The 25,790-nt window shown below is 42.1% G+C and carries 25 protein-coding genes and 1 pseudogene; all 26 read left to right on the top strand.

The window, feature by feature from the left end:
- The first annotated feature begins 8 nt into the window (after positions 1-8).
- Positions 9-2,105, top strand: coding sequence for a glycoside hydrolase family 3 N-terminal domain-containing protein (locus MKY77_RS20445; protein WP_339147486.1), 2,097 nt, complete (start codon positions 9-11; stop codon positions 2,103-2,105).
- A gap of 184 nt (positions 2,106-2,289) precedes the next feature.
- The gene (locus tag MKY77_RS20440; protein ID WP_339147485.1) at positions 2,290-3,558 is read left to right on the top strand and encodes a DUF1343 domain-containing protein; all 1,269 of its coding nucleotides are present in this window, start codon (positions 2,290-2,292) and stop codon (positions 3,556-3,558) included.
- A 303-nt stretch (positions 3,559-3,861) separates the two neighbouring features.
- Positions 3,862-5,235, top strand: coding sequence for an N-acetylglucosamine-specific PTS transporter subunit IIBC (nagE, locus tag MKY77_RS20435; RefSeq protein ID WP_339147484.1), 1,374 nt, complete (start codon positions 3,862-3,864; stop codon positions 5,233-5,235).
- Between the two features lie 200 nt (positions 5,236-5,435).
- Positions 5,436-6,797: an ethanolamine ammonia-lyase subunit EutB gene (locus MKY77_RS20430; protein ID WP_339147483.1), complete on the top strand. Its 1,362-nt coding sequence runs from the start codon at positions 5,436-5,438 to the stop codon at positions 6,795-6,797.
- A 17-nt stretch (positions 6,798-6,814) separates the two neighbouring features.
- Positions 6,815-7,213, top strand: a pseudogene (locus MKY77_RS20425) (ethanolamine ammonia-lyase light chain EutC); the annotation flags it as partial.
- Positions 7,168-7,341, top strand: a complete 174-nt coding sequence (locus MKY77_RS20420) for an ethanolamine ammonia-lyase light chain EutC (RefSeq protein ID WP_339149874.1) — start codon at positions 7,168-7,170, stop codon at positions 7,339-7,341. The pseudogene MKY77_RS20425 and the gene MKY77_RS20420, both read left to right, overlap by 46 nt.
- Positions 7,342-7,371: 30 nt before the next feature.
- Positions 7,372-7,713, top strand: coding sequence for an ethanolamine ammonia-lyase light chain EutC (locus MKY77_RS20415; RefSeq protein ID WP_342515457.1), 342 nt, complete (start codon positions 7,372-7,374; stop codon positions 7,711-7,713).
- Between the two features lie 152 nt (positions 7,714-7,865).
- Positions 7,866-9,287 (top strand): sensor histidine kinase, encoded by a 1,422-nt coding sequence (locus MKY77_RS20410; RefSeq protein ID WP_339147481.1) that lies wholly within the window; start codon positions 7,866-7,868, stop codon positions 9,285-9,287.
- 4 nt (positions 9,288-9,291) lie between these two features.
- Entirely contained in the window at positions 9,292-9,864 is a 573-nt protein-coding gene (locus tag MKY77_RS20405) for a response regulator (RefSeq protein ID WP_339147480.1), read from the top strand.
- Positions 9,865-10,129: 265 nt separating this feature from the next.
- A complete protein-coding gene (gene eutH, locus MKY77_RS20400; protein ID WP_339147479.1) occupies positions 10,130-11,398 on the top strand; it encodes an ethanolamine utilization protein EutH in 1,269 nt (422 codons plus the stop codon).
- Positions 11,399-11,423: 25 nt separating this feature from the next.
- Positions 11,424-11,765, top strand: coding sequence for a BMC domain-containing protein (locus MKY77_RS20395; protein ID WP_339147478.1), 342 nt, complete (start codon positions 11,424-11,426; stop codon positions 11,763-11,765).
- A gap of 28 nt (positions 11,766-11,793) precedes the next feature.
- Positions 11,794-12,294, top strand: a complete 501-nt coding sequence (locus MKY77_RS20390; protein ID WP_339147477.1) for a EutP/PduV family microcompartment system protein — start codon at positions 11,794-11,796, stop codon at positions 12,292-12,294.
- 142 nt (positions 12,295-12,436) lie between these two features.
- Entirely contained in the window at positions 12,437-13,885 is a 1,449-nt protein-coding gene (locus MKY77_RS20385) for an ethanolamine ammonia-lyase reactivating factor EutA (protein ID WP_339147476.1), read from the top strand.
- A gap of 16 nt (positions 13,886-13,901) precedes the next feature.
- A complete protein-coding gene (locus tag MKY77_RS20380) occupies positions 13,902-15,266 on the top strand; it encodes an ethanolamine ammonia-lyase subunit EutB (protein ID WP_339149873.1) in 1,365 nt (454 codons plus the stop codon).
- A gap of 12 nt (positions 15,267-15,278) precedes the next feature.
- The gene (gene eutC, locus MKY77_RS20375) at positions 15,279-16,328 is read left to right on the top strand and encodes an ethanolamine ammonia-lyase subunit EutC (protein ID WP_339147475.1); all 1,050 of its coding nucleotides are present in this window, start codon (positions 15,279-15,281) and stop codon (positions 16,326-16,328) included.
- Positions 16,329-16,345: 17 nt separating this feature from the next.
- Complete coding sequence (gene eutL, locus MKY77_RS20370) at positions 16,346-16,999, top strand: ethanolamine utilization microcompartment protein EutL (RefSeq protein ID WP_339147474.1); 654 nt, start codon at positions 16,346-16,348, stop codon at positions 16,997-16,999.
- A 94-nt stretch (positions 17,000-17,093) separates the two neighbouring features.
- On the top strand, positions 17,094-18,626 hold the full coding sequence (locus MKY77_RS20365; protein WP_339147473.1) for an aldehyde dehydrogenase family protein: 1,533 nt from the start codon (positions 17,094-17,096) through the stop codon (positions 18,624-18,626).
- Between the two features lie 16 nt (positions 18,627-18,642).
- Positions 18,643-18,936, top strand: a complete 294-nt coding sequence (locus MKY77_RS20360; protein ID WP_339147472.1) for a BMC domain-containing protein — start codon at positions 18,643-18,645, stop codon at positions 18,934-18,936.
- Between the two features lie 29 nt (positions 18,937-18,965).
- Positions 18,966-19,619, top strand: a complete 654-nt coding sequence (locus MKY77_RS20355; protein ID WP_339147471.1) for a phosphate propanoyltransferase — start codon at positions 18,966-18,968, stop codon at positions 19,617-19,619.
- Positions 19,616-20,293 carry a hypothetical protein gene (locus MKY77_RS20350; protein WP_339147470.1) on the top strand — a complete coding sequence of 226 codons (678 nt, stop codon included), beginning with the start codon at positions 19,616-19,618 and terminating at the stop codon, positions 20,291-20,293. The genes MKY77_RS20355 and MKY77_RS20350 overlap by 4 nt, the downstream gene beginning before the upstream one ends.
- A gap of 2 nt (positions 20,294-20,295) precedes the next feature.
- The gene (locus MKY77_RS20345) at positions 20,296-20,580 is read left to right on the top strand and encodes a EutN/CcmL family microcompartment protein (RefSeq protein WP_339147469.1); all 285 of its coding nucleotides are present in this window, start codon (positions 20,296-20,298) and stop codon (positions 20,578-20,580) included.
- Positions 20,573-20,983: a BMC domain-containing protein gene (locus MKY77_RS20340; RefSeq protein ID WP_339147468.1), complete on the top strand. Its 411-nt coding sequence runs from the start codon at positions 20,573-20,575 to the stop codon at positions 20,981-20,983. Before MKY77_RS20345 ends, MKY77_RS20340 begins: the two co-directional genes overlap by 8 nt.
- A 110-nt stretch (positions 20,984-21,093) precedes the next feature.
- On the top strand, positions 21,094-22,029 hold the full coding sequence (gene mdh, locus MKY77_RS20335) for a malate dehydrogenase (protein WP_339147467.1): 936 nt from the start codon (positions 21,094-21,096) through the stop codon (positions 22,027-22,029).
- A gap of 111 nt (positions 22,030-22,140) precedes the next feature.
- Complete coding sequence (gene dcuS / locus MKY77_RS20330) at positions 22,141-23,733, top strand: DcuS/MalK family sensor histidine kinase (RefSeq protein WP_339147466.1); 1,593 nt, start codon at positions 22,141-22,143, stop codon at positions 23,731-23,733.
- A complete protein-coding gene (locus tag MKY77_RS20325; RefSeq protein WP_339147465.1) occupies positions 23,730-24,440 on the top strand; it encodes a response regulator in 711 nt (236 codons plus the stop codon). The genes dcuS and MKY77_RS20325 overlap by 4 nt, the downstream gene beginning before the upstream one ends.
- A 131-nt stretch (positions 24,441-24,571) precedes the next feature.
- Positions 24,572-25,762, top strand: coding sequence for an NADP-dependent malic enzyme (locus MKY77_RS20320; protein ID WP_339147464.1), 1,191 nt, complete (start codon positions 24,572-24,574; stop codon positions 25,760-25,762).
- Positions 25,763-25,790 lie beyond the last annotated feature (28 nt).

Genomic DNA, 25,790 nt, shown 5'->3' with positions numbered 1-25,790 from the left:
TAACAAGAATGAAGAAGACCTTGAAGATTTTTGGTTTATCGGTACTCGTCTTGGCAATGATCATTTCTGGGATTCCAATGAAAACCGTGAAAGCTGAAAACGAAATAAAAGATTTAGTTCTTTATCAAAATTCCCCCCAAGTCGAATGGAATAGTATCGGGGAGGAGTTCCAATTACGAGCATTGAAGGTAATGGAGGAAGGTCACTTTCTATTTACTAACGAGAACTTAAGTTGGGATTCCTCCAATAAAAACGTCGCAAAAGTAGATGGAGATGGAAACGTAACACTTACAGGGAAGAGAGGAAGAACTTTCATAACAGTGACGGATGGAACTTTTTCCGATCGAATTGCTGTCGATTTCAAAGTATCCCCTCAAGATAAAGGAAAGAAAGAAGCAAAGGCTTCCCTAGTAAAGGAAACTGGAGAACGTTATAACTTGGTCGGACACGCTATAAGCAATATGACCATCGAAGAAAAAATTGGACAAATGCTAATGCCAGACTTCAGAAATTGGAACGGTCAAAACGTAACGGAAATGCTTCCGGAAATTGAACAGCTCGTAAAAGACTACCATCTTGGTGGTGTGATTCTTTTCCGTGAAAATGTGGTCACTACCGAACAAACCACAAGACTTGTGGCAGATTACCAGCAAGCGTCAGAAAAATATGGGCTTCTTATGACTATTGATCAGGAAGGCGGAATTGTAACAAGACTTCAATCTGGTACAGATATGCCAGGGAACATGGCCCTTGGAGCAACAAGATCTCCGGAAATCGCCCATAATGTCGGCAAGGCAATCGGGGAGGAGCTTCACTCTCTTGGAATCAATATGAACTTTGCACCCGTTATGGATGTTAATAACAATCCGGACAACCCGGTAATCGGTGTTCGCTCTTTTGGGGAAGACCCTGAATTAGTGGCACAAATGGGGGTTGCCTATACAGAAGGTCTTCAATCAACAGGTGTGGCAGCAACGGCGAAGCACTTCCCTGGACATGGAGATACAGCGGTGGACTCCCACCTGGGTCTTCCCGAAGTTCCGCATGATAAGGAACGGTTGATGGAAGTGGAGCTTTACCCTTTCCAACAAGGAATGGAGGCGGGCATTGATGCCATCATGACGGCTCATGTCACTTTCCCGAAAATTGATGGATCAAAAGCCATCTCAAGAAAAACGGGGGAAGAGATTGCCATCCCGGCTACTCTCTCTCATACTGTGTTAACGGAATTAATGCGAAACGAGATGGGCTATGAGGGAGTCATCACAACAGATGCGATGAACATGGCTGCCATCGCCGATCACTTCGGTCCAGTGGATGCAGCTGTCAGAGCGGTCCAAGCTGGCACTGATATCGTCCTTATGCCGGTAGGACTTAGTGAAGTAAGGCAGGGGCTATTGCAAGCTGTAGATAGTGGTGACCTGACAGTGGAAAGAATTGAAGCTTCTGTAGAGAGGCTCCTATCACTAAAAATCAAGCGTGGAGTAATCAAAGAGGAAACACCAATGCCGATTGAAGAAAAAATTGCGAACGCACAAGCTGTTGTAGGTTCTGCTGAACACAAGCAAGTGGAAAAAGAAGCGGCAGAACGTTCCATCACACTTGTGAAAAACGACCAGGCGCTTCCACTGAATCCGAGCGCAGAAGAGAACATTGTGGTTGTGGGGAGAACAAATCTTGCGGAATTAAGTCAAGCCATTAGGCAACACCATGAAAATACAACCGTTGTAGAGGTTGCAGCAGATTTCCGTTTAACAGAAGCACAACGGGAGCAGGTAAGAAATGCGACAGCAGTTATTGTGGGAACTAGTACATTTAATGTTTCTGGAAGATCTCCAGGAAATGCACAAATGCAACTTGTTCAAACATTAGCGGCTGAAACGGAAGCACCTGTCATTGCTGTAGGTATCCGTAATCCTTATGACATCATGGCTTACAATCAAGTGGATGCTTACCTTGCACAATACGGTTTCAGACCGGCGAGCTTTCAGGCCACTGCAGCAACTATCTTTGGAGCGAATGCGCCAGGAGGAAAACTTCCGGTTACGATTCCAGGATTTGATGGCGGTGTATTATACGAATACGGACATGGGCTGACTTATTAAAGGTTTATAGCTGTTGATTGAAGCATAGGGCGAAGACTCCTGTGGGGGGATAGCGACATTCTTGAGACCCCGCAGGGCGTAGCTCGTGGGAGGCTCAAGGTCGCCCCGGGGAAAGCGAAGCCGTTTGCGGAAATCAACAACGGTTTCAAACAGACCAAAGATTACAAAATGGGAGGGGAAAAGATTGAAAAAATGGCTGATCACTTTATTAACAACTGTATTGGTTCTATCATCATTGTCCGCAGTATTTGCAGATAATGGAAACGGAAAAAGCAAAGGCAAGGGGAAGGGCAAGAAATTTGAGCTTGGAGTAGAAGTCCTTCTAAAAGAAGAAAAGCACCTCATTGAAGGAAAACGTGTGGGCCTTATTACAAACCCAACAGGAGTAGATCAGGAGCTGAACAGTATTGTGGATACGCTTCATAATGATCCTGATACAGAATTGACAGCCCTTTATGGACCAGAGCATGGAGTGCGTGGGGATGCCCAAGCAGGACAATATGTAGACTTCTATATTGATGAAAAAACAGGACTTCCGGTTTACAGTTTATACGGACCGACAAGAAAGCCAACGCCGGAAATGCTAGAGGATATTGACGTACTACTTTTTGATATTCAAGATGTCGGAACTCGTTTCTACACATATATCTATACAATGGCATATGCAATGGAAGCAGCACAGGAAAACGACATTCCTATCGTTGTCTTGGACAGACCGAATCCATTAAGTGGATTAAAAGTAGAAGGACCAGTGCTTGATATGAAGTATGCATCCTTTGTAGGGAACTATGCCATTCCATTGAGACACGGAATGACTGTAGGAGAACTAGCAAAATTGTTTAATGAAGAATTCGGTATCGGCGCAGATTTAACGGTAGTAGAAATGAATGGCTGGAAACGCAACATGTATTACGATGACACACCGCTTGAGTTTGTTATGCCATCACCGAATATGCCAACATTGGAAACGGCACTAGTTTATCCTGGTGGAGCACTTATCGAAGGAACGAATGTATCCGAGGGACGCGGGACTACCAAACCATTTGAACTAATTGGTGCTCCGTTTATGAATGCGGATGACGTTGCAACTGAGTTAAATAATTTGAAATTATCAGGAGTGACCTTCAGAGCTGCATCCTTTACCCCAACATTTTCAAAACATGCAGGAAGCCTGTCACATGGAATTCAGATCCATATTACGGATAGAGACACGTTCAAACCTGTAGAAACTGGTTTGCATATTGTGAAAACGATTCATGATATGTATCCGGAAGATTTCCAATTCCGTGCAGAAAATAGCGCCGGTATCTCTTTCTTTGACAACTTGATTGGCAACAGCTGGATCCGCAAAGGTATCGAAGAAGGAAGATCTGTAGAAGACTTAGTCTCTCAATGGCAGGGTGACTTAAGCGAATTCAATAAAGTTCGAAAGCAATACCTAATCTATAAATAATAGCTGGAAGGAACTTGAGGTGGATAAAGCCTCGAGTTCTTTTCCCTTAATTTTAAAAAAGTAACCTAGCTGGTAATTGGAGCAAATGGCGTAGACTCCAGCGGGGGAGTAGCGACAATGTTGAGACCCCTGAAGCGTTGTGAGGAGGCTCAAGGTCGCCCCGCGGAAAGCGAAGCCATTTGCGGAAATCAACAGCGGAGCTAAATAAAATAAAAAAATAGAAAACTAGACCACTAGGCATGTACTAATGTCGTATGCGGTTACATAATGTTTAGTAAACCATAAGAAAAGAGGTGCTTATTTATGTTAGGTTTTTTACAGAAAATCGGTAAATCCCTGATGCTTCCGATCGCAATTATGCCTGCAGCTGCCTTGCTCCTACGTTTAGGGCAAGAGGACTTATTAAATATTCCTTTCATATCCGCAGCAGGAAATGCTGTATTTGGAAATCTTGCATTATTATTTGCCATCGGAGTGGCCATTGGGTTCTCTAGGGATGGTAGTGGGGCCGCGGCTCTTGCTGGAGCAGTAGGTTACTTCGTATTGACCAATGGCGCGGCAGCCATCAATGAATCTATCAATATGGGAGTACTGGGAGGAATCATCTCAGGAATTATTGCGGGGCTTCTCTATAACAAATACTACAATATCAAACTTCCGGACTGGCTCGGGTTCTTTGGTGGAAGGCGTTTTGTACCGATCATCACCTCCCTTGTCATGTTGCTTCTCGCCTTTTTATTCGGGTATCTATGGCCACCGGTTCAAGCATTCATCGATAGTATTGGGGAATGGATCATTGGTGCAGGAGCTACAGGGGTAGGGATTTTCGGCTTCTTGAACCGACTGTTGATTCCGCTTGGCCTTCATCATATCCTTAATACAATTGTATGGTTTGAATTCGGGGAATTCACTAATGCAGCCGGAGAGGTTATCAAAGGGGATCTATGGCGATTCCTTGCGGGTGATGCATCTGCAGGTATCTTTATGGCCGGGTTCTTCCTTATCATGATGTTCGGACTGCCGGGGGCAGCTCTTGCAATGATAGCAGCAGCCAAGAAAGAACGGAGAAAGGCGATGACCGGCGCATTAATCGGCTTGGCATTTACTTCTTTCCTAACAGGGATTACGGAGCCAATTGAGTTTTCATTCATGTTCCTATCTCCGATTCTCTATCTGATACACGCATTCCTGACAGGAACTGCGATGTCAGTCGCCTACTTGCTTGATATCCACCATGGATTCGGTTTCTCGGCAGGTGCCATTGACTATCTATTAAACTTCGGAATTGCCCAAAAGCCTATCCTTCTTGCAGGTGTGGGTCTGGTGTATGGAGGATTGTACTTCGTTATCTTCTACTTCCTGATCATGAAGCTCGACTTGAAGACGCCAGGACGCGAAGATGAAGTGGCTGGAGAATTTACACAAAGTGCTGATAAAGGAAACTACGCGGAACTTGCAGATGGCTATCTGGCGGCACTTGGAGGAAAAGAAAATGTCTTGGAAATCGATAATTGTGTCACAAGACTTCGACTGAAAGTAAATGATTCTTCAGCTGTGGATGAAGCAAAGCTGAAAGAGCTTGGAGCGAAAGGAATCGTCAAACTGAGCAAAACAAACATGCAGGTCATCGTTGGAACGGATGTAGAGTTCCTAGCAGATGAGCTTAGGAAGAAATAAGCAAAAGTTGAGGTTTAGAAAAAATCTTTATTTTCAAAAAACAATTTGTTATACTCAATATTATTAAGTAAATACAGACAGGTGAAGATGCCTAAACGAAGTTACTCTTAGATGAGAGGACTCGTTTGGGCATTTTTTGTTTGCGAGAAATGAAACCGCTTACTATGAGGTGGCAGTATCTTGCTTAAGGAGGCATCAAGATGAAATTTACAACAAAAATAAAAGGTCAACATTACGTTTTCCAATCACTAAAGGAAGTCTTGGCAAAAGCAAGTGAAGAAAAATCGGGAGACACAATGGCTGGGATAGGAGCTACTTCTTCCTTGGAGAGAATGGCTGCAAAAGCAGTTTTAAGTGAAATTCTACTAGAGGATATTTTCGAAAATCCGGTTATTCCCTATGAGAAAGACGAAGTGACAAGAACCATCTATGATGATATCAATGAGTATATTTATAAAGAAATAAAGGGTTGGTCAGTAGGACAACTTCGTAACTATATTCTTTCTCATTCGACGAAGACCAGTGATCTGTTTCGTCTAAGTAAAGGGATGACAAGTGAGATGATTTCTGCTGTGGCTAAACTCATGTCCAGTATTGATCTTGTTATGGCTTCACAGAAGATTCGTCCAACTGCCCATTGCAATACGACAATTGGTGAGCAAGGGAGATTGGCATTCCGTTGTCAACCAAACCATCCTACAGATAATCCCGAAGGCATTCTGGCAAGCATGAAAGAAGGCCTTTCCTATGGTTCCGGGGACGCGGTCATTGGGGTGAACCCAAATAATGATTCAGTTGAGTCAGTATCAAAAATCTTGCATATGACACATGATTTCATGGAGAAGTGGAAAATCCCTACTCAGAACTGTGTGTTGGCCCATATTACTACGCAAATGCAAGCGCTGAAAAAGGGGGCGCCGATCGGTTTGATGTTCCAAAGTTTAGCCGGAACCCAAAAAGCGAATGACGATTTTGGGGTGTCCAAAGAAATATTGGATGAGGCTTTTGAGTTGATAAGGAAATATGGAACATCTACAGGACCGAACCAGTTTTATTTTGAAACTGGTCAAGGGTCTGAAGTGTCACTAGATGCGCACCAGGGCGTGGATATGCAGACATTAGAAGCAAGAACTTACGGTTATGCGCGCCACTGGAAGCCCTTTATGGTGAATAATGTTTCAGGTTTTATCGGACCTGAAACCATTTATGACGGAAAGCAGGTGATAAGAGCGGATTTGGAGGATTTATTCATGGGTAAGCTCCATGCCCTTCCAATGGGAATTGCCCCGACTTACACCAATCATATGAAAGCTGATCAAAATGACCAAGAAATTGCTGGTATGCTCACGGCCTTAGGCGGAGCGAACTTTTATATGGGAGTCCCAGGCGGTGATGATGTGATGCTGAGTTACCAAGATACAAGCTATCATGATGATGCCAGCTTAAGAGAGATGCTGGGGTTGCGTCCATTGAGGGAATTTGAAATATGGATGGAAGAGATGGGAATTATGAAGAACGGGCGCTTGACGGAAAAAGCTGGAGACCTGTCTATCTTTGACTAGGGAAGGAGGAAGAAAACATGGATGTACAAGCGATTGTTGAAATGGTCATGAAAGAATTGGATAAGAAAAGCAAGGAAGAGAATGTATCGCGTAAAGGTTTTTTATCCGATATAAAAGAGGTCTCTTCCAATCATGGTGATTCAGTTACAGATTTTAAAGAAGTAAAATATCATACAGAAAAAAGGGTCACAGTTGATAACCCAAGTAATGAAACTACCATTCAAAAATCACAGTCTATAACACCCGCCAGAATAGGAATAGGCCGTTCCGGAACAAGAATGAAGACCAAGAACTATTTAGACTTTCGCATAGATCATGCTGCAGCACAGGACGCCGTATTTAAAAATGTACCCGATGAATTTATTGAAAAATTGAACCTTCCTACGCTTCGATCAAAAGCAGAGTCCATGGAAGAGTACTTAATGAACCTGGATCTGGCAGGAAACTATCGGCTGAATCATTTGAATGGGCTAAGGCAAACCTTGCGAAAGGTAAACAGGTGCAAATCATTGTGTCTGACGGGTTAAGTTCCACAGGAATATAAGAAACGATTCCTGACCTTCTACCCGCACTGATGCAGGGCCTGAAAGTGAAAAATATTTCAGTAGGTGATCCGATCTTTATTCACAAAAGCCGGGTATGGATTCAGGATGAAATAGCAAAGATAGCAAATTGTGATATTGTTATCTCTCTTATTGGTGAAAGACCAGGACTGGCAACTTCCAAAAGTATCAGTGCCTACTTCATTTATCGACCTAACGAAAAATCAGTTGAGGCAGACAGGACAGTCATTTCAAACATCCATGATGGAGGTACTCCGCCAGTGGAAGCGGGAGCTTATTTAGCAGATCTGATAGAACAGGCTCTTAAGCATAAAGCTAGTGGTGTGAAATTGGCAAAAGTAAAAGAAGGCTGAAATTATTTTGTAAGCAAGGGCCATCCAGCAAGAGGATGGCTTTTTGTATAGGTAGATATTCCTGCAGGAATAATCTTGCATTGACAAAAGAAGTAGGTAAAAATATAATATTCACTATATTCTAACTATTGAAGAGGAATGGGAGACCAACTATGACGCACACCATATCGGTAGAATCATTATGTACTCAGCATACTAACCTAGTAGAAGAGGATGTTCTAAAGATAGAAGAGATTTCGCGCAACCTCCCATTTATGGCAGATTTGAACCAAGCCAATGTATTCATTGATTGTCCAACACAAGAGGGGAATCATGCAATTGTGGTAGCAGAAGCAGCACCCACAACAGCAAAGTCAGTTTATAAAAACCCTGTGGTAGGAAAGTTTGCCTATGAAGCTTTTGAACCAGCAGTTTTTTTCACTTTGAGAACCGGAAAACATATGTTTCTCAATCGTGCCATCACCCAGGAAGGCAGGACGGTGGAGCAGAGTGTAGTTCCAATCAAGGGAACGAACAACCGAATAATTGGTACAGTAATAATGGAGAAAGACATAAGTGAAAAAATTCAACATCAAGATAAAATGAAAGCGTTGTCAAAAACCACAGAAACATTAAGTGAAATACTGATTGGAATGACAGAAAACAGGCCGATTATTCCAGAGGTAATTGAAGAAGCGTTGTTCTTTGTTGACCCAGATGAGAGTCTGTTATATTTTAACCCTTCTGCAATCAACCTGGTTTCGGAAGTTTGCACAAAAGAGTGTACGGTGGGAACCAAAATCACTAACTATTTTCCATGCTTGAAATCAATTTTGCATAACCCTGAAGAATTACTTGTTAAAGAGATGGAGATTGCTAGTAAAACATTTCAAGTGAAAAAGATCTGTCTGGAACAAGATGAGAAAGCGGAAGGTACGTTCATCATTTTCCGTGATATGACCGAACTGCGGGAAAAAGAACGGGAACTTATCGTAAAAAGTGTGGCCATTCGGGAAATACACCATAGGGTAAAGAATAATTTACAGACAGTGGCAAGTCTTCTGCGTCTTCAAATGCGTAGGGGTGTACCGGAAGAAAGTAAGGTCCATTTTGTTGAAAGCCTGAACAGGATATTGAGTATTGCCCATGTCTATGAAATCATTCTATCCAATTCAAGTGTGGATGATGTAGAAGTTTATAGCTTAATAGAGAAAATTGGTAATATGTTAATTGATCAGCCTGAAGGTGAACCGAAAACAATCAGTATCAATTACAAAGGTCCACGGCTGACGATTAAATCAAACAAGGCTGTTTCTGTTGCTCTTATTATTAATGAGCTCATTCAAAATTCTATGAAGCACGCTTTTCACAACCGCTGTTTTGGAAATATCCATGTCAGTTTTTATGTCAATGGACTTGAATGCATAGTAAAGGTGGAGGATGATGGAGTGGGTTACTCTGATAGCTCCAAACCATCACTTGGCCTTGAAATAGTCAAAATGATGACAGAACATGATTTATCTGGACAGTTCAGCATTCAACGGACAGAGACTGGGACGATGGCAGCTATTGTATTCCCGATGGAAAGGGAGTGATAGGATGAAAAAGAGAATAATCCTTGTAGAAGATGAATCGATTGTCCGGTTGGATATCTCCATGATGCTACAGGATGCTGGCTATGAAATTGTCGGAGAAGCAGGAGATGGTGAAAAGGCAATTGAGTTGGCCTATTCACTCAAACCAGATCTAATTTTGATGGATATAAAGATGCCGAAGTTAAATGGACTCAAAGCCAGCGAGATCATATCAAATAGATTCAACATTCCTATTATACTTCTTACCGCATATAGCCAACGGGAATTTATTGATAAAGCGAAACAGGCAAATATATTAGGTTATTTAGTAAAGCCGATATCGGAAGCCAGTTTGATTCCTGCGATAGAAATAGCACTAAAGCAGGCTGAAAATGCAAATGTTTATAAAGAGAAAGTCGCAGAAATGAATAATAGATTAAAAAACCGGAAGATTGTGGAGAAAGCCAAAGGGGTATTGATGCAACGGTTCAAACTTACTGAAGAAGTGGCTTATAACAAGATGCGGACCATAAGCATGGATCGACAGGTGACCTTGGAGAAAGTAGCCAGGAACATCATAGTCAAATACAACACTTAATCATCCTAAAAGTAAATAACAGTAGCAAAGGTGCTAAGTGGTTTGAGTTACATAAAACCACCTAGTACCTTTTTGTCTTTTTCAGGAGAATTAAGAAAAAAAGGCACAATTTTATTTCTTTGCTTTAGCCTTCCAGGTTTAAGTAAGAATCACAATCTTCCGTTTAAATAAACCTTTTATATAAAGTGAAATCAACTGGGGGTTATCAAGAACACAGAAGTCTTCAAGTTAATTAAAAATAAAGAGAAAGCAGGAGGGGTATAACATGGTCTTGGTTGGAAATATTGTGATTTATATCATCATGGCATGTGCTGTAATCGGGGCAATTGCTGCCATAAAGAACAGTGAGGAAGGTATCGGAAAGCAATTCATGGAAGGAATACACTCAATCGGTCATATTTTTGTTCCTGCCGCGGGAATAATGGCGTCCATTCCCTATTTATCTTGGTTTATAGATAAGGTATGTGGACCATTCTTCGCGAAAATTGGAGCAGATCCTGCAATAGCAGCCACAGCAATCCTGGCATCGGATATGGGTGGTTATCAACTCGCAGAGGTATTGAAACAGTCGTATGAAGGGTGGATTATGGCATTGATTGTCGGCTTTATGGCAGGTGCAACCATCGTGTTTTCCATCCCGATGGGGCTTGCAATGTTGGATAAACGGGATCATAAATACATGGCCTTGGGGATTATGTCAGGTGTATTGACCATTCCTATCGGAGCATTCATTTCCAGTGTCTTGATTTTAGTGACAAATACGAAAGTCCGTGAGATTGTCTCTACTTCTTCGGAGTCAACTTACGCATTCACCATGAGCTATTTGAAAATGTTCATGAACTTATCTCCGTTACTGATTTTTGTCATTCTTATCGCTGTAGGGCTATATTTCCTACCTGACTTGATGATTAAGGGTTTTATGTGGTTTGGGAAAATCTTGGATGCAGGGATCAAGCTTGTCCTGGTGTTCTCCATCGTGGAGATCTTTACAGGGTTGTTCTCGACGGTTTTCGGAGCTTGGGGATTCGACCCGATTATGGCGGATGAGGCAGATCAGTTCCGTGCACTTGAAACAGCAGGCTATATTGGGATCATGTTAGCCGGTGCATTTCCCATGGTTTATTTACTTCAAAAATATGCAGGCAGACCACTCGAAGCCATGGGTAGAAGGTTCGGATTGAGTAAAGAGGGTAGTGCAGGCATTCTGGCAACGATTGCAAATATTCTAGCCATGTTTAAACTGGTGCGTAATATGCCACCTAAAGATAAGGTTATCAATATTTCTTTTGCTGTGTGTGCAGCCTTTTTATTGGGAGACCACCTTTCATTTACAGCGAATTTCCAACCAAATTTAATTTTACCGATTATTGCAGGGAAGCTGGCAGCTGGGGTCATTGGTATTGGATTCGCTTATTGGTTATCCGTACCTAAAGCGTTGGAATTGGAAAGAAAAGATCGTGAAGCAGGTATTATCGGCAAAGATGAATACTTAGAGAAAGACTTCACAATTGATCATCGAACAAAATCAATGTAAAAATAGCAACAAGGAGGATTTCGTCATGAGTGAAGAGAAAAAGCGGTTTATTCAAGAATTTGTTCCAGGAAAGCAGGTTACGTTAAGCCATCTAATAGCAAATCCTGACCCGGATATGTTCGATAAACTGGGGATTCAGGAAGCAGGAGCGCTTGGGATATTAACCCTTACTCCTAGTGAAACAGTTATAATAGCAGGAGACCTTGCCACTAAAGCAGCGAATGTGCGGATAGGGTTTCTCGATCGATTTACCGGAAGTCTCGTTATTGTGGGCAGTGTTTCGGAGGTAGATATGGCCATGTCGGAAATCAACCGATTCCTTAAGGATACCCTTGGGTACACCCCGTCTAAAATTACTAAATCGTGAATATTGACCCAAAGTAAAGGAGACAACCATGACAAGAAAAAATCGTGCAATGCTGATAGGTTCCATCGGGGCAGGAAAATCAACCCTGACCAATGCGCTTCTAGGCAGAAAGGTTGAGGCGGTTAAAACGCAAGCTCTTCACTACTATGATTGGATTGTAGATACCCCTGGTGAATATACGGAAAATCCGCTTTTTTACAAAAATATCATGGCAACAGCTTTAGAGGTCACCCATATTCTTTTCCTGCAGGACGCCACTAAAAGAAAGACCATTTTTCCGCCCGGCTTCAGCCACGGATTAAATAAAATCCCTATTGGTATTGTAACAAAGTCCGATGCGAACGAAGCGGATATTGATCTTGCCATAGCTGAATTGAAAAAGGTAATGACACAAGGCCCAATCATAGTCACCTCTTCTAAACGTGGGGAGGGGATACAGGAAGTGAAAGATCTTGTCCAATGCAACTCCCTTCAAGAAATGAGGGCACTTGTGGAAAGCAATCCTTCAAATAATGTGATATTTGTATGAAACTCTTTACAAAATACAGAAAATACATTATATTTTGTTTATAAATGAATTCAACGGCAAAGGCGCCTTGTACAGCTATCTTTCAACGGATAGCTCGTATGAGGTGCCTTTTTACGTTCTACCGATTTGGGGAGATGTAGCTATGAAGCGATATGGTCCACAAAAAGAAGACATTATAAGTGTTGGAATTGATATAGGAACAAGCACTACAAAGCTGGTCGTCAGTAAATTCTCATTGATGAACATGGCTGGTGGAACCCATATGCCAAGAATAGAGATCATTGATAAAGAGATCATCTATAGAAGTCCGATTTACCGTACCCCTTTGTTATCACTGTCGGAAATTAATATGCAAGCAGTGGATGAACTGGTTGATAGAGAATATAAAAAAGCTCATATCCAGACAAGAGACATAAAAACTGGAGCCGTCATCATAACTGGGGAAACGGCCACAAAAAAGAATGCAGAGGAAATGATCCACCATCTTTCAGGCCATGCAGGAGAATTTCTTGTGGCAACCGCAGGCCCTGATCTCGAAGGAATCATTGCAGCCAAAGGATCAGGAGCATTTGCCTTTTCCAAGAAAACAGGAAAAACAATTGCCAATATTGATATCGGGGGAGGTACCGCCAATGTCGCTGTCTATAAATCTGGTAGGCTTTGTGGGACATGCACGCTTCATATTGGCGGGAGATTAATAGATTTCGCTGAAAACAAAGTTAAAACCATCTCCTCACCGGTAGTCAGAGTACTTCAGAATTGGAATTCTTCTTTAGCAACAGGTGTGGAGAAAGAACATCAGGATGTAAAGAAGCTATGCAAATATATGAGTGATGTAATTGTTCGCATGTTGAACAAGGAGTTGACAAGGGAAGATGAGTCTCTCTTGCTAGGGCACCATCCGAACTGGGAAGAACAGGTCGAGGCCGTAATGTTTTCTGGAGGAATCAGTGAATGTGTGTACCAGCATGAGAAAGACCAACCAGTAACAGCAGAATATGATGATATAGGGAGGACACTTGCTGCAGCACTACAGGAAAATAATAAGCTGAAAAGCTGGGATTGGATACAACCGGAAGAAACTGTTAGAGCAACTGTGCTTGGAGCAGGTACCCAAACGACCGAGATAAGTGGAGCTACCATTGAAGTAAAATCCGATGAACTACCTATAAAAAATCTGCCAGTCTATCAAATAAGATTTAATCAGCAGTTTGATAGCGGAATAAAAAAGATATCCTCTGCGATGCAACAAGCGATAGATATCTATGATCCACAGCGTGAGGGACAGAACTTTGCCCTATATCTTGCCGAAATGCCCTATATGGGCTTCAAGCAAATTCAAACACTTGCAGAAACCATTCTTGCTGCAATAAAACAGAAGCCTAAACAAGAGCAACCGCTGGTGATTGTATTGGAAAGTGATCATGCAAAGGTGTTGGGGCAGACGCTGAATGTGATGGATAGCAAGGTAAGCGTAGTATGTATAGATCAAATAAAAGTGGAGCATGGAGATTATCTCGACATCGGGAATGTTTTACAAACTAGTGTCGTTCCGGTCGTCATTAAGACATTAACCTTCCATAACAGTTAGGAAAGGGGGCTATATGGTGAAGTTAAGCACCAACTATTTAGGTACCGTGTATCACTTTGTATCGTTAAAAGATTTATTTGCAAAAGCAAACGAAGAAAAGTCAGGAGACCGCCTGGCGGGTGTTGCTGCTGAAACTGTGCAGGAACGGATTGCAGCAAAGGAAGTATTAAGCTATTTAACACTGAAGGATATCAGGGAGAACCCTTTGCTTGCTCCAGAAGAAGATGAAGTGTCCCGTATTATTGAAGGGCAAGTCAATGAAAGAATATACCAATCCATAAAGAACTGGTCCATTTCTGAACTGAGAGAATACATCCTCCATGATCAAACAACCGGAGAGGATCTAAAACGTCTAAGTATAGGTCTAAACAGTGAAATGATTGCTGCTGTAGCAAAAATCATGTCCAACCTGGATCTAGTACATGCAGCGAATAAGATAGAGGTTTTGACTAAATGTAATATTACAATAGGGCAAAAAGGTACGCTCGCATCACGCTTGCAGCCAAACCACCCTACTGACAACGTGGAAGGTATGATTGCATCATTGAAGGAAGGATTGTCATATGGAATAGGGGATGCGGTCATTGGCATAAATCCCGTTGACGATTCGGTTGAAAGTATAAAACGGCTCCTGCATGCTACACAAGACTTCATCCAGGAATGGCAGATTCCGACCCAAAACTGTGTATTGTCCCATGTGACGGCACAAATGAAAGCGATGAAACAGGGAGCCCCGGCGGATATGATCTTCCAAAGCATTGCTGGAACGGAAGCGGCTAACCGTTCCTTTGGTATTACGGCATCGCTTTTGGAAGAAGCCAATGAATTGGCCAAAACACATGGTACAGGAACAGGTCCACAGCGCTTATATTTTGAAACAGGACAAGGATCTGAATTGTCAGCTGAAGCACATTTTGGCATCGATCAAATGACTTTGGAAGCGCGCAACTATGGTTTTGCCCGCTACTATGATCCATATATTGTGAACACGGTCGTCGGATTTATAGGTCCGGAGTATTTATATAACAACAAACAGGTAATCAGGGCGGGACTTGAAGACCACTTCATGGGCAAAATGCACAATATCCCGATGGGCGTGGATATTTGCTACACCAACCACATTAAAGCTGATCAAAATGACATTGAAGATCTTGGGGTATTACTGACGGCTGCCGGTGTTAATTTTATCATCGCAACACCTATGGGGGATGACTGCATGCTAAACTACCAATCCATGAGCTATCACGATGTAGCGACCCTTCGGCAAACATTAGGAAAGAAGCCGGCACCATTATTTGAAAAATGGCTGGAAAAAATGGGGATTTTCGAAAATGGGAAGCTGAGCAAGATTGCCGGAGATCCCACTATATTTACAAGATAGGAGGTGGTGCAGATGAACCAAGAGCTGGTGGAACAGATAACGAAGATTGTAGTGGAAAAGCTGAGAACACAACAGTCTCCTGATAAAGAAGATGTTAAACAGGACGAAAATGCATCTTCCAAGGAATCCAAACAGGTGAGATTCTGGTCGCACGTAAATCAAGAATCGAAGCAAAAGGATTCCACCATGAAAGTATTGAAGGAAGTAAACTCTGCTAAGGATAGTGAAGAGTTGATTTCCTTAAAACCATACTCCAAAAACATAAAAGGGGAAGGCTCTTCATCTGCGGTGAAAAGTGATACAGAAAATGTGGAAGAGCCTGATAGAACCCTAAAAGGACTAGAAGAGCCTGTAAACAAGGAAGAACTTGAACTGTTGAAGAGTAAGACACCAGCAAGAATCGGAATAGGGCGAGCGGGGTTACGGCCGAAAACCGAATCATGGCTTAAGTTTCGTTATGACCATGCTGCTGCAGTTGATGCAGTGTACGGTGATGTGCAAGAAGAACTGCTGCAACGGTTGGACCTTTTTAAGGTGAATACCAGGGTTACGGAAAAAGAAGTGTATATTCGAAGACCTGATTATGGCAGGAAGCTTTCAGATGAAGCCAAGGCTCTTATTAAAGAAAAATGCAAGCAAGCCCCTACCGTTCAGATTGTCGTCTCGGATGGACTCAGTTCCAAAGCGATAGAAGAAAATGTCGAGGATGTGTATTTGTCCTTGCAGCAAGCGTTAAAAAGTAATGGGTTTGATATTGGTACCCCTTTTTATATTGAAAAAGGTCGAGTGGCAGTCATGGATGAAATAGGTGATTTGTTGAATCCGAAAGTTGTCGTGCTTTTAATCGGAGAACGGCCAGGACTTGTAAGTGCTGAATCCTTGAGTGCCTACCTCTGTTATGAACCGAAGAAAGGAACAATTGAGGCTGATAGGATGGTAATCTCCAATATTCATAGAGGTGGAATTCCACCAGTGGAAGCTGGGGCTTATCTCGGAACAGTCGTTCAAAAGGTTCTTAAATATGAAGCAAGCGGAGTGTCGCTTGTGGAAAAGGAAAACTAGGAAGGGGGGCAGGAAGTATGTCACTCGCAAAAATACATGCAGAGATATTATCGGTAAGGGTTATTCCAAATGTAGATAGGGAACTTGCAGAAAGCTTTCAACTTGAACCGCATCATAGGAGCTTGGCAATTTTCACTTCCACCGTTGACGATGTTGGATATACCGCCCTTGATGAGGCAACTAAACGTGCAGATGTGGAAGTGGTTTATGCAAAATCTTTTTATGCTGGAGCCGGCCATTCATCAGGTCCTTTATCAGGTGAGATGATTGGAATATTGGCAGGACCCAATCCTGATGAAGTGAAAAGCGGAATGGATGCGATTATCCAGACTGCTGCATCGGATGCTTTTTTTGAAGCGTTGGATGATAACAAGGCACACGCCATCTATGCACACGTTGTGGCAAGAACAGGATCTTACTTATCGAGAGAAGCCGGCATAGCACAGGGGGAACCACTTGCCTATCTGATTGCTCCCCCATTGGAAGCGGTCTATGGACTGGATGCCGCTTTAAAAGCTGCAGATGTGAAATTGGTGAAGTTTTTTGGGCCACCTTCTGAAACAAACTTTGGCGGCGGCCTGTTGACTGGTTCACAGTCCGCTTGCCAAGCGGCGGCAGAAGCATTCAGAGATGCCATCCTCTCAATAGCTCAACAGCCAATTCAATATTAACTAACTGTCAGTAAAAAGTTCACATGCCAACCTTTTATTTAATCAATAGAAACAATCTTTGAGGAAAGAGACTGATGAAAGGAGTGATGCCTAAATGTCTAGTGAAAAGGAACAACACTCATTGGAAGAAATGAGAAATGCTGTTCAAAAGGCAAAGGAAGCCCAGCAACAATATCTTTCCTTCTCTCAGGAGCAGGTGGATGCTGTTGTGAAGCGAGTGGCAGAAACCGCCTTTGCAAGATCTCTTGATCTTGCAAAAATGGCAGTAGAGGAAACGGGAATGGGTGTTGTAGAGCATAAAAGAATTAAAAATGAAGTGGGATCCCAAGCGGTCTATGAATCCATCAAGGATGAAAAGACAGTTGGAATTATAAACGAGGACAGGGCAAATAAAGTGTTGGAAGTAGCCGATCCGTTTGGAGTAATTGCTGGTATCATCCCAACTACCAACCCGACATCAACAGCAATTTTCAAGGCTTTGATAACACTAAAAACCCGTAATGCAATAGTAGTCAGTCCTCATCCCCGAGCAGTCAGATGTACAGTCGAAGCATTGAGAATATGTTCTGAGGCGGCGGTGGAAGCAGGGGCACCTGAAGGTCTCATAGGGTGGATATCCAAACCCTCGATGGCGGCTACGGAAGAGCTGATGAAGCATCGGGAGATCCAATTGATCTTGGCAACTGGCGGCAGCGGACTAGTCCGGGCAGCTTACAGTTCCGGAAAACCGGCATATGGAGTCGGTCCGGGGAACGTACCAGTCTACATTAACAGAAGTGCCAATGTAGCCAAATCGGTCAAGATGATCGTGGACAGTAAGACCTTTGATAACGGAACAATCTGTGCAACCGAGCAAGCCGTTATTGTGGACAGAAACATTCAGGAATATACCGTAAGAGAGTTCAGAAATAACGGGGCCTATTTTTTGAATGAAGCAGAAAAAAAGAGATTGGAGAAGGTCATATCTCCTGAACCTGGAAAGCTTAATCCGGATATCGTGGGACAGAGTGCAGTGAAGATTGCCGCCATGGCTGACATTTCGATACCACCAGATACCAGGTTGCTGATAGCTGAGGAGACAAAAGTAGGAAAGGAGATTCCATTTTCCATTGAAAAACTATCTCCTATATTTCCGCTCTACACAGCAAATAGTTATGAAGAAGCAAAAGACTTATGTATTAAAATCTTGAACCTTGGCGGAAGAGGCCATAGTTTGTCCTTGCACACCAATGATGACAAAGTGGCAACAGAATTTGCACTAATCATGCCGGTCTCCAGGCTTATGGTTAACACTTTATCCTCTGTTGGTGCAGTTGGAGGTACAACGGCTCTGATGCCATCTCTTACCCTTGGATGTGGATCATTCGGCGGGAATATTACCTCGGACAATGTGACAGCCAGACATCTAATTAATATAAAAAGAATGGCTTATGGCATAAAGGATATTTCCATTCCAAAGCCGGCTCCTTCCGCCAGAGAAGCATCAGCATCCAAACCATTGAAAGAGAAAGAGGTAGGAAACATTGTCAATCAAGTCATAGAGAAGATGGATTCAACAGAAGAAATCAATCCGAAAGTAATAGCAGATCTAGTAAACGAAGTATTAAAAAAATATCAAACGAATTAATTAGGAGGAATTTATTATGGCTAGAGAAATGACAGCATTAGGAATGATCGAAACAAAAGGTTTAGTAGCATCAGTGGAAGCGGCAGATGCAATGGTAAAGGCTGCGAATGTACACTTGGTTGGAAAAGTGCATGTAGGTGGAGGAATTGTGACTGTTCTTGTCCGCGGTGATGTCGGTGCAGTGAAAGCTGCTACAGAAGCTGGAGCTGCTGCTGCCCAACGTGTAGGCGATTTGAAATCTGTTCATGTAATCCCACGTCCTCATAATGAGCTGGAAAGCATTTTACCTAAATTCGAAGTAGAAGCGTAAACGACAATAATGGTTAGGAGCAATCATGTATGAATGAACAAGCCATTAAAGCGATAGTGGAAGAAGTGGTTGGGAAATTGGCTAAACTCCCTTCTGCAGAAAAAGCTGTTCCTATGGCTGTATCTGCCAGACACTGTCATTTGAGCCAGACAGATTTAGACGTGCTGTTTGGTAAGGACTATCAACTGACAAAGAAAGCGGAACTTTCCCAACCTGGTCAATTTGCTGCTAACGAAACGATTACGATTGTCGGACCAAGGGGTGGCATCGAAAAGGTGCGCATCCTCGGTCCCGCTCGTAACATAACGCAAGTGGAAGTCAGTGCAACAGATTCGATTAAACTTGGTGTAAAGCCCCCACTCAGGGAGTCGGGTGATATACAAAATTCGGCATCCGTCACTTTGGTAGGACCAAAAGGAAGTATATACAAACAAGAAGGATTAATCATCGCTCAAGCCCATATTCATATGACTCCCGAGGATGCCGCTTCATTTTCGGTTGAGAATGGTGAATATGTTACTATCACAACCGATACGATAAGGCCAGTTAAATTCAATAAAGTCCTCATTCGCGTCTCTTCCCGCTATCGGTTAGAAATGCATATTGATACAGATGAAGCAAATGCAGGTTTGATTGGAAAGGGTGCATATGGAATATTATCTAAAATTGAGGGAGTGTCATGAATAAAGACTTAATAGAACAAATCGTTCTAGAAGTGTTGAAGAGGATTGCGCCGATTTCAGAAAAAAGCCCTGTTGATCACACGAAAAAAAACCTCATCGTTTATACAAAAAAGAATGAAGGGGAAGCTTATTCCTCCAATGTTCTGGAAAAATCATGGAACATTATCACCAAAAGTGTGGATGATGAGGCTATGCCTGAAAAGATAGATGCTGTACTTTTCCTGCAAGGGTCTCAGGATTTGATGGTCAAAGGGGCTATTGGAATTACCGATACACCTGAAACGAAGAGGTTGGCTTATCATGTGATGATGGGTAAGAATATTACCATAGTGCCCACAGAAGCTTTTAAACAAGTAATCTATGAGGATGAACGGAAGGTTGTAAACAATGTTTATCGGACGCATCTTCTAGAATATAAAAGTACATTAGAAAAGTTTGGGGTAACCATAGAACCTCTCTCACAATTTGAAAAAAGGTTGGCCAGGGACAAAGAAGAATCAAAAAGTGAAAGCCATTCCTTCAGTGGAAAGCTTTTGACTGAGCAAGACGTTAGGCAGCACATAGAGGAAACAATTAAAGTAACTGCAAAAACAATCATCACTCCACTAGCGCGCGATGCTGCACGTAGATCAGGAAAAACTATCCAAATACTAGATTCCAAAGGGGCAGATTAGCGATGCAATTAGGGACGGTTATCGGGAATGTATGGGCTACAAGGAAAGAAGATAACTTAATAGGATTGAAATTTCTATTTGTCCAACCAGAACTTCCAGATGGAACTGTAACAAGATTTCCGTTTATTGCAGTGGATCGAATCGGTGCGGGTGTTGGTGACAGGGTGATGATAACCAATGGAAGTTCAGCATCACATATAATGCCGGAGATTAATCTGCCAATTGACGCACTGGTAATTGGAATAGTAGATTCCGTTGATGTGGAAGGAGGGATACATCGTGAGTAAAGCTTTAGGAATGATTGAAACAAGAGGATTAATAGGTTCCATTGAAGCAGCAGATGCCATGCTTAAAGCAGCCAATGTCAGCCTGGTAAGCCAGGAAAAAGTGGATGCAGCTCTTGTAACAGTTTTGGTTAAAGGTGACGTAGGAGCAGTTCAGGCAGCAATCGATGCCGGCAAAGAGGCGGCTGCACGTGTAGGGGAACTGGTTTCCGCGCACGTAATCCCCCATCCAGATGAAGGTATAGGGTCAATGCTTCTTTCAGGTGAAAAAAAAGTAGCTGAGTCACAGTCCGCTCAAAGAATAGCTCCGGAAATAATTAAAAAGCCGGAAAAATCACGCAAGAAAGCTACAAAACCAGTGGATCAACAAGAAGATTATTCAAAAGAATCACCTGACAAAGATTAACGGTTAGGTGATTTTTTAGATATAGGATAGGAATTAAGAATTTTGGTTTTCTTCATACCGGGCTTTAATTACCAGTCAAAGCTAAACATTACAAACTTGGAGGAATCGCAATGTCTTTTAAAAGAAGAAAAATCGCGGTAATAGGCTCAGGCTTTACAGGAGCAACAGCAGCATTGATGATGGCCCAGAAAGAAATGGGGGATATTGTACTTGTAGATATTCCTAATCAAGAGAAACCAACAAAAGGAAAAGCGTTAGATATGCTCCAGACAAGCCCTGTCCAAAAATTCGATTCGAAAATAACGGGCACTTCTAATTATGCGGATATCTTGGAAGCAGACCTTGTACTAATTACAGCAGGCTTACCTAGAAAGCCTGGTATGAGCCGTGATGAACTTGTTGCAACAAATGCTAATATCATGAAGCAGGTTTCTGAAAATGTAAAGAAGTATGCTCCCGATAGCTATATTATTGTTCTAAGCAATCCTGTCGATGCTATGACTTACATTTGTTATAAGACAACAGGTTTTCCTAAGAACCGCGTAATTGGCCAATCTGGTGTATTGGATACAGCTAGATTTAACACATTTGTTGCAACAGAACTGAATGTGTCAGTAGAGGATGTATCAGGTTTCGTGCTCGGAGGTCATGGGGATGAGATGGTGCCGCTCGTCCGATTTTCGTATGTAGGAGGAATTCCTTTAGAAAAAATTTTACCTTCCAAAAAGATAGAAGCAATAGTCGAGCGGACACGTAAAGGTGGGGGAGAAATAGTTGAGTTGCTAGGTCAAGGAAGTGCCTACTACGCACCAGCAGCATCCATGGTGCAAATGGCTGAGGCAATAATCAAAGATAAAAAAAGAATCCTGCCATCGATTGCATTTCTTGAAGGAGAGTACGGATATGAGAATATATATTTAGGTGTACCAACTATAATTGGTGGAGATGGTATTGAAAGTGTTATTGAACTGCAACTTACCCAAAAAGAGAAGGAAGCCCTTGATAAGTCAGTTGAATCTGTCAAAAATGTGATGAAAATGCTTTAGTGATTATAGTAGTACTCATATTCAGAAATGGATATGGGTACTACTTTTTTTTATTTTCCATCTCTATTTTCTGTTAATATAGTAGCAATGAAACTCCGGGAGGATTTACATATGTTAAAAAAAATGAGATTAAGGCCTCTCATTATATTACTGGTATGTCTTGTGGTCGTGTTATCTCTATTAATAACGGATGTATTAATAAGCCAGCACGTAACGAAAACGATTAAGGAAGACCAAGAAGAAAAAGCTAAGATAATAGCGAGGATTGTGGCTAAGGATGATATAGTTAGACAGGGATTGATAGTTGATGAAAAAGCTTCAGACATTCAGTCCTATACTGCAGATGTCTTGGAGACGGCAGATGTTTTATTTATTGTCGTTATGGATATGGACGGAATCAGAAAGTCGCATCCAAATGAAGAAAATATAGGCCTTCCTTTTGAAGGAGGAGATGAAAAGGCAGTACTTGAAGGAGAAGAGAGTACATCCATAGCCAAAGGAACAATGGTAACCTCTTTGCGTACCTTCACGCCTGTTTATGACGATCAAGGGATTCAAATTGGAGCCGTTGCGGTAGGGATATCCCTTGATAGGGTAGAAGACACTGTATTTGCGAGCCATTTAAAGCTACTTATCGGTTCATTGTTTGGCTTGATTGCAGGCTTAATTGGTGCGATTTTGATTGCTGCCTATATTAAAAAGACGTTGTATGGCTTAGAGCCTTTTGCCATTGCTAAAATCCTGCAGGAGAGGGACACGATGCTGCAGTCCGTGCGGGAAGGAATTATTGCTGTCGATAAAGAAGCTAGGATAGTGCTTGTAAATAAATCTGCACTTGCTATTTTCAAAAGGGCAGGACTAGAGGGCGATCCCGTGGGAATGAAGGTAAGTGAGTATATGCCTAGTTCCCGTCTGGACAGAGTACTGGCCTCTGGAACGCCAGAATTGGACGAAGAACTTGAAATCAACGGGATGTCCTGTCTCGTCAATAGGGTTCCGCTTCAAGTGGATGGCCAAGTGGTTGGTGCCATCTCAACCTTTCGTGATAAAACGGAGGTGGACTTATTGGCTGAACAGCTGACAGGTGTTAAATCGTATGCGGAAGCTTTAAGGGCTCAATCTCATGAATTTATGAATAAATTGCAAGTCATTTTGGGAATGGTCAGGTTGAAGAATTATGATCAACTCTCAGGTTTTATAAACGAAACGGTTCAAAATCGCCATAAAGAAATAGGGGTTGTCACGACAAATATAGAGAATCCGGTACTATCAGGCTTCATTCTTGGGAAATTGAGTTATGCTAGGGAGTCAGGAGTACAACTGTCGATCAACACGGAAACGGTCATTCCCGAATCTGTTCCATCCAATACCATTCATGAACTAATCACTATACTTGGAAACTTGATTGATAATGGCATGGAAGCAGTGAAAAATAGGGAGATTAAAGAGGTCAATGTCACACTATCAAACATTGGACACATGCTTACTATTGTGGTAGAGGATTCAGGTATCGGGATCAAGGACATGGTTCTTAAAAATATATTCTCAAAAGGGTATTCTACGAAAGGTCCAAACCGTGGATACGGGTTATTCCTCGTGAAAAAAAGTGTGGATAAACTTGGTGGAACGCTTGTAGTGGATACTTTTCAAAACAAAGGAACCATTTTTCAAATAGATATACCATATGGAGGTGAACAACCATGATTAAAGTCTTGATTCTAGATGATGATCCTATGGTAGCGGAATTCAATAAACGGTATCTTGAAGAATTGGACGGCTTTGCTTTGGTGGATATTGTGCATACACCTGATGCCGCTCAAAATGTTCTGCAGAAAAAAGAGGTGGACCTTCTTCTACTCGATAATTTTATGCCTGGAAAAACAGGACTTGAACTAATGAGGAATTTAAGAGCTGCCCAAGCCCGATTGGACGTCATTTTTATTACAGCTGCTTCTGATGCCCAAACCATTCAGTCAGCTTTAAGCTATGGGGCTTTCGATTATCTTATCAAACCTTTTGAATTTGATAGATTTAAGCAGGCACTTCTAAGATATAAGGATAAATGGACTCTGTTATCCAATCAGCATGTCTTTAATCAAATAGAACTGGATCAACGGATACTTCATCAGAAGCATCAAGCAATAGAAGCTGAAAGTCTTCCTAAAGGTTTGACAAAAGCGACCTTGAAAGTGGTAATGGACGCAATACAACTGAAAAAATCCGATTCCTTTTCCACAGAGGATATAGCAGAAATCACTCAAATATCCAGAGTATCCATCAGAAAGTATTTGAAATTCTTGAAAAGTATCGGCGTATTGGGGGAAAGGATGACGTATGGAACCATTGGTAGACCCATTTATCAGTACGTCTATAAAGAAATGAACGTGGATGTACTTTCGAAATACTATTAAAAAAGTGACCAGTCTTGGTCACTTTTTTTAGTTACAAAACTCGTATATTACTTTATTAATCTATGAAAAGTACATCTTTCCCAGTAGGATGATAAAAAAGTGAAAGCGATTTCTTTAAAGGAGAGATGGATATGAAAGGAACGAACTTAAAAGAGAAAGCTCTGAATCTTCATCGTGAAAATGCGGGAAAAATTGCGGTCGTCAGCAAGATTGATATACAAACGGAAGATGATCTAAGTCTAGCTTATACACCTGGTGTAGGAGATGTCTGCAAAGAGATTGCCAAAGACTCAAGTAAGGTAAATTCATTAACATCACGAGGCAATATGGTAGCCGTTGTGACAGACGGTACTGCAGTGCTTGGTCTTGGGGATATCGGCCCTAAAGCAGCGATGCCTGTCATGGAGGGAAAGAGTATCCTTTTCAAGCAGTTTGCAGATATCGATGCATTTCCAATTTGTCTTGATACCACAGATGTGGATGAAATTGTATCAATAGTCAAAGCGCTTCAGCCAACCTTTGCAGGGATAAATTTAGAGGATATTGCAGCACCAAGATGTTTCGAAATAGAAGAGCGGTTAAAAAAAGACTTGGAAATCCCGGTGTTCCATGATGATCAGCATGGGACGGCAATTGTTGTATTGGGTGCATTGATCAATGCATTAAAGCTGGTAAAGAAACCGAAGGAGACGACTAAAATCGTCATCAATGGAGCTGGGGCTGCCGGAATTTCCATTGCAAAGCTTCTCCTGACAGCGGGCTTTGCTGATATTACCCTAGTCAGCCTCGAAGGTATTGTGTGTGAAGGGTTGGATTGGATGAATGCCAGTCAAGCAGAGATAGCTAAACGAACAAATCTGCACCAGATTAATGGAACACTTAATGAAGCTATCTCCCGTGCAGATGTATTTATTGGTGTTTCGGGCCCGGCAGCTTTGAAGCAGAGTCATATCATGAAAATGGCTAAGGATCCGATTGTCTTTGCACTTGCAAATCCTATCCCGGAGATCTATCCGGAAGAGGCTTTGGCCGTAGGGGCAGCAGTGGTGGGAACAGGGCGCTCCGATTATCCTAACCAGATTAATAATCTACTGGCTTTCCCAGGAATCTTCAGAGGAGCTCTTGATTCTGGAGCTACCGATATCACAGAAGAAATGAAGATTGCTGCTGCCTATGCCATCGCAAAAATGGTAAGTGAAAAAGAATTACGCGCAGACAATATCATTCCAAGCGCACTGGATAAACAGGTGGCGGTGGAAGTATCCAAAGCTGTCGCAAATATCGCAAAAAAGAAATCTATCCGATCAAGTTCTGTATCTTAATTGATGCAGGGCTTGATGCTCAATAATA

Origin of the sequence: Sutcliffiella sp. FSL R7-0096 (assembly GCF_038595065.1) — a bacterium.
Lineage (GTDB): Bacteria > Bacillota > Bacilli > Bacillales > Bacillaceae_I > Sutcliffiella_A.
The sequence above is the reverse complement of the archived record's forward strand: the minus strand, read 5'-3'. Positions and strand labels throughout refer to the sequence as shown.

Coding starts and splice junctions, on each gene's coding strand:
- nagE (WP_339147484.1), top strand. CDS start 3,862: ATGTTAGGTTTTTTACAGAAAATCGGTAAATCCCTGATGCTTCCGATC.
- eutL (WP_339147474.1), top strand. CDS start 16,346: ATGTCACTCGCAAAAATACATGCAGAGATATTATCGGTAAGGGTTATT.
- MKY77_RS20410 (WP_339147481.1), top strand. CDS start 7,866: ATGACGCACACCATATCGGTAGAATCATTATGTACTCAGCATACTAAC.
- mdh (WP_339147467.1), top strand. CDS start 21,094: ATGTCTTTTAAAAGAAGAAAAATCGCGGTAATAGGCTCAGGCTTTACA.
- MKY77_RS20415 (WP_342515457.1), top strand. CDS start 7,372: ATGCAGGGCCTGAAAGTGAAAAATATTTCAGTAGGTGATCCGATCTTT.
- MKY77_RS20325 (WP_339147465.1), top strand. CDS start 23,730: ATGATTAAAGTCTTGATTCTAGATGATGATCCTATGGTAGCGGAATTC.
- MKY77_RS20350 (WP_339147470.1), top strand. CDS start 19,616: ATGAATAAAGACTTAATAGAACAAATCGTTCTAGAAGTGTTGAAGAGG.
- MKY77_RS20385 (WP_339147476.1), top strand. CDS start 12,437: ATGAAGCGATATGGTCCACAAAAAGAAGACATTATAAGTGTTGGAATT.
- MKY77_RS20405 (WP_339147480.1), top strand. CDS start 9,292: ATGAAAAAGAGAATAATCCTTGTAGAAGATGAATCGATTGTCCGGTTG.
- eutH (WP_339147479.1), top strand. CDS start 10,130: ATGGTCTTGGTTGGAAATATTGTGATTTATATCATCATGGCATGTGCT.
- dcuS (WP_339147466.1), top strand. CDS start 22,141: ATGTTAAAAAAAATGAGATTAAGGCCTCTCATTATATTACTGGTATGT.
- MKY77_RS20360 (WP_339147472.1), top strand. CDS start 18,643: ATGGCTAGAGAAATGACAGCATTAGGAATGATCGAAACAAAAGGTTTA.
- eutC (WP_339147475.1), top strand. CDS start 15,279: ATGAACCAAGAGCTGGTGGAACAGATAACGAAGATTGTAGTGGAAAAG.
- MKY77_RS20390 (WP_339147477.1), top strand. CDS start 11,794: ATGACAAGAAAAAATCGTGCAATGCTGATAGGTTCCATCGGGGCAGGA.
- MKY77_RS20320 (WP_339147464.1), top strand. CDS start 24,572: ATGAAAGGAACGAACTTAAAAGAGAAAGCTCTGAATCTTCATCGTGAA.
- MKY77_RS20355 (WP_339147471.1), top strand. CDS start 18,966: ATGAATGAACAAGCCATTAAAGCGATAGTGGAAGAAGTGGTTGGGAAA.
- MKY77_RS20395 (WP_339147478.1), top strand. CDS start 11,424: ATGAGTGAAGAGAAAAAGCGGTTTATTCAAGAATTTGTTCCAGGAAAG.
- MKY77_RS20345 (WP_339147469.1), top strand. CDS start 20,296: ATGCAATTAGGGACGGTTATCGGGAATGTATGGGCTACAAGGAAAGAA.
- MKY77_RS20445 (WP_339147486.1), top strand. CDS start 9: ATGAAGAAGACCTTGAAGATTTTTGGTTTATCGGTACTCGTCTTGGCA.
- MKY77_RS20365 (WP_339147473.1), top strand. CDS start 17,094: ATGTCTAGTGAAAAGGAACAACACTCATTGGAAGAAATGAGAAATGCT.
- MKY77_RS20430 (WP_339147483.1), top strand. CDS start 5,436: ATGAAATTTACAACAAAAATAAAAGGTCAACATTACGTTTTCCAATCA.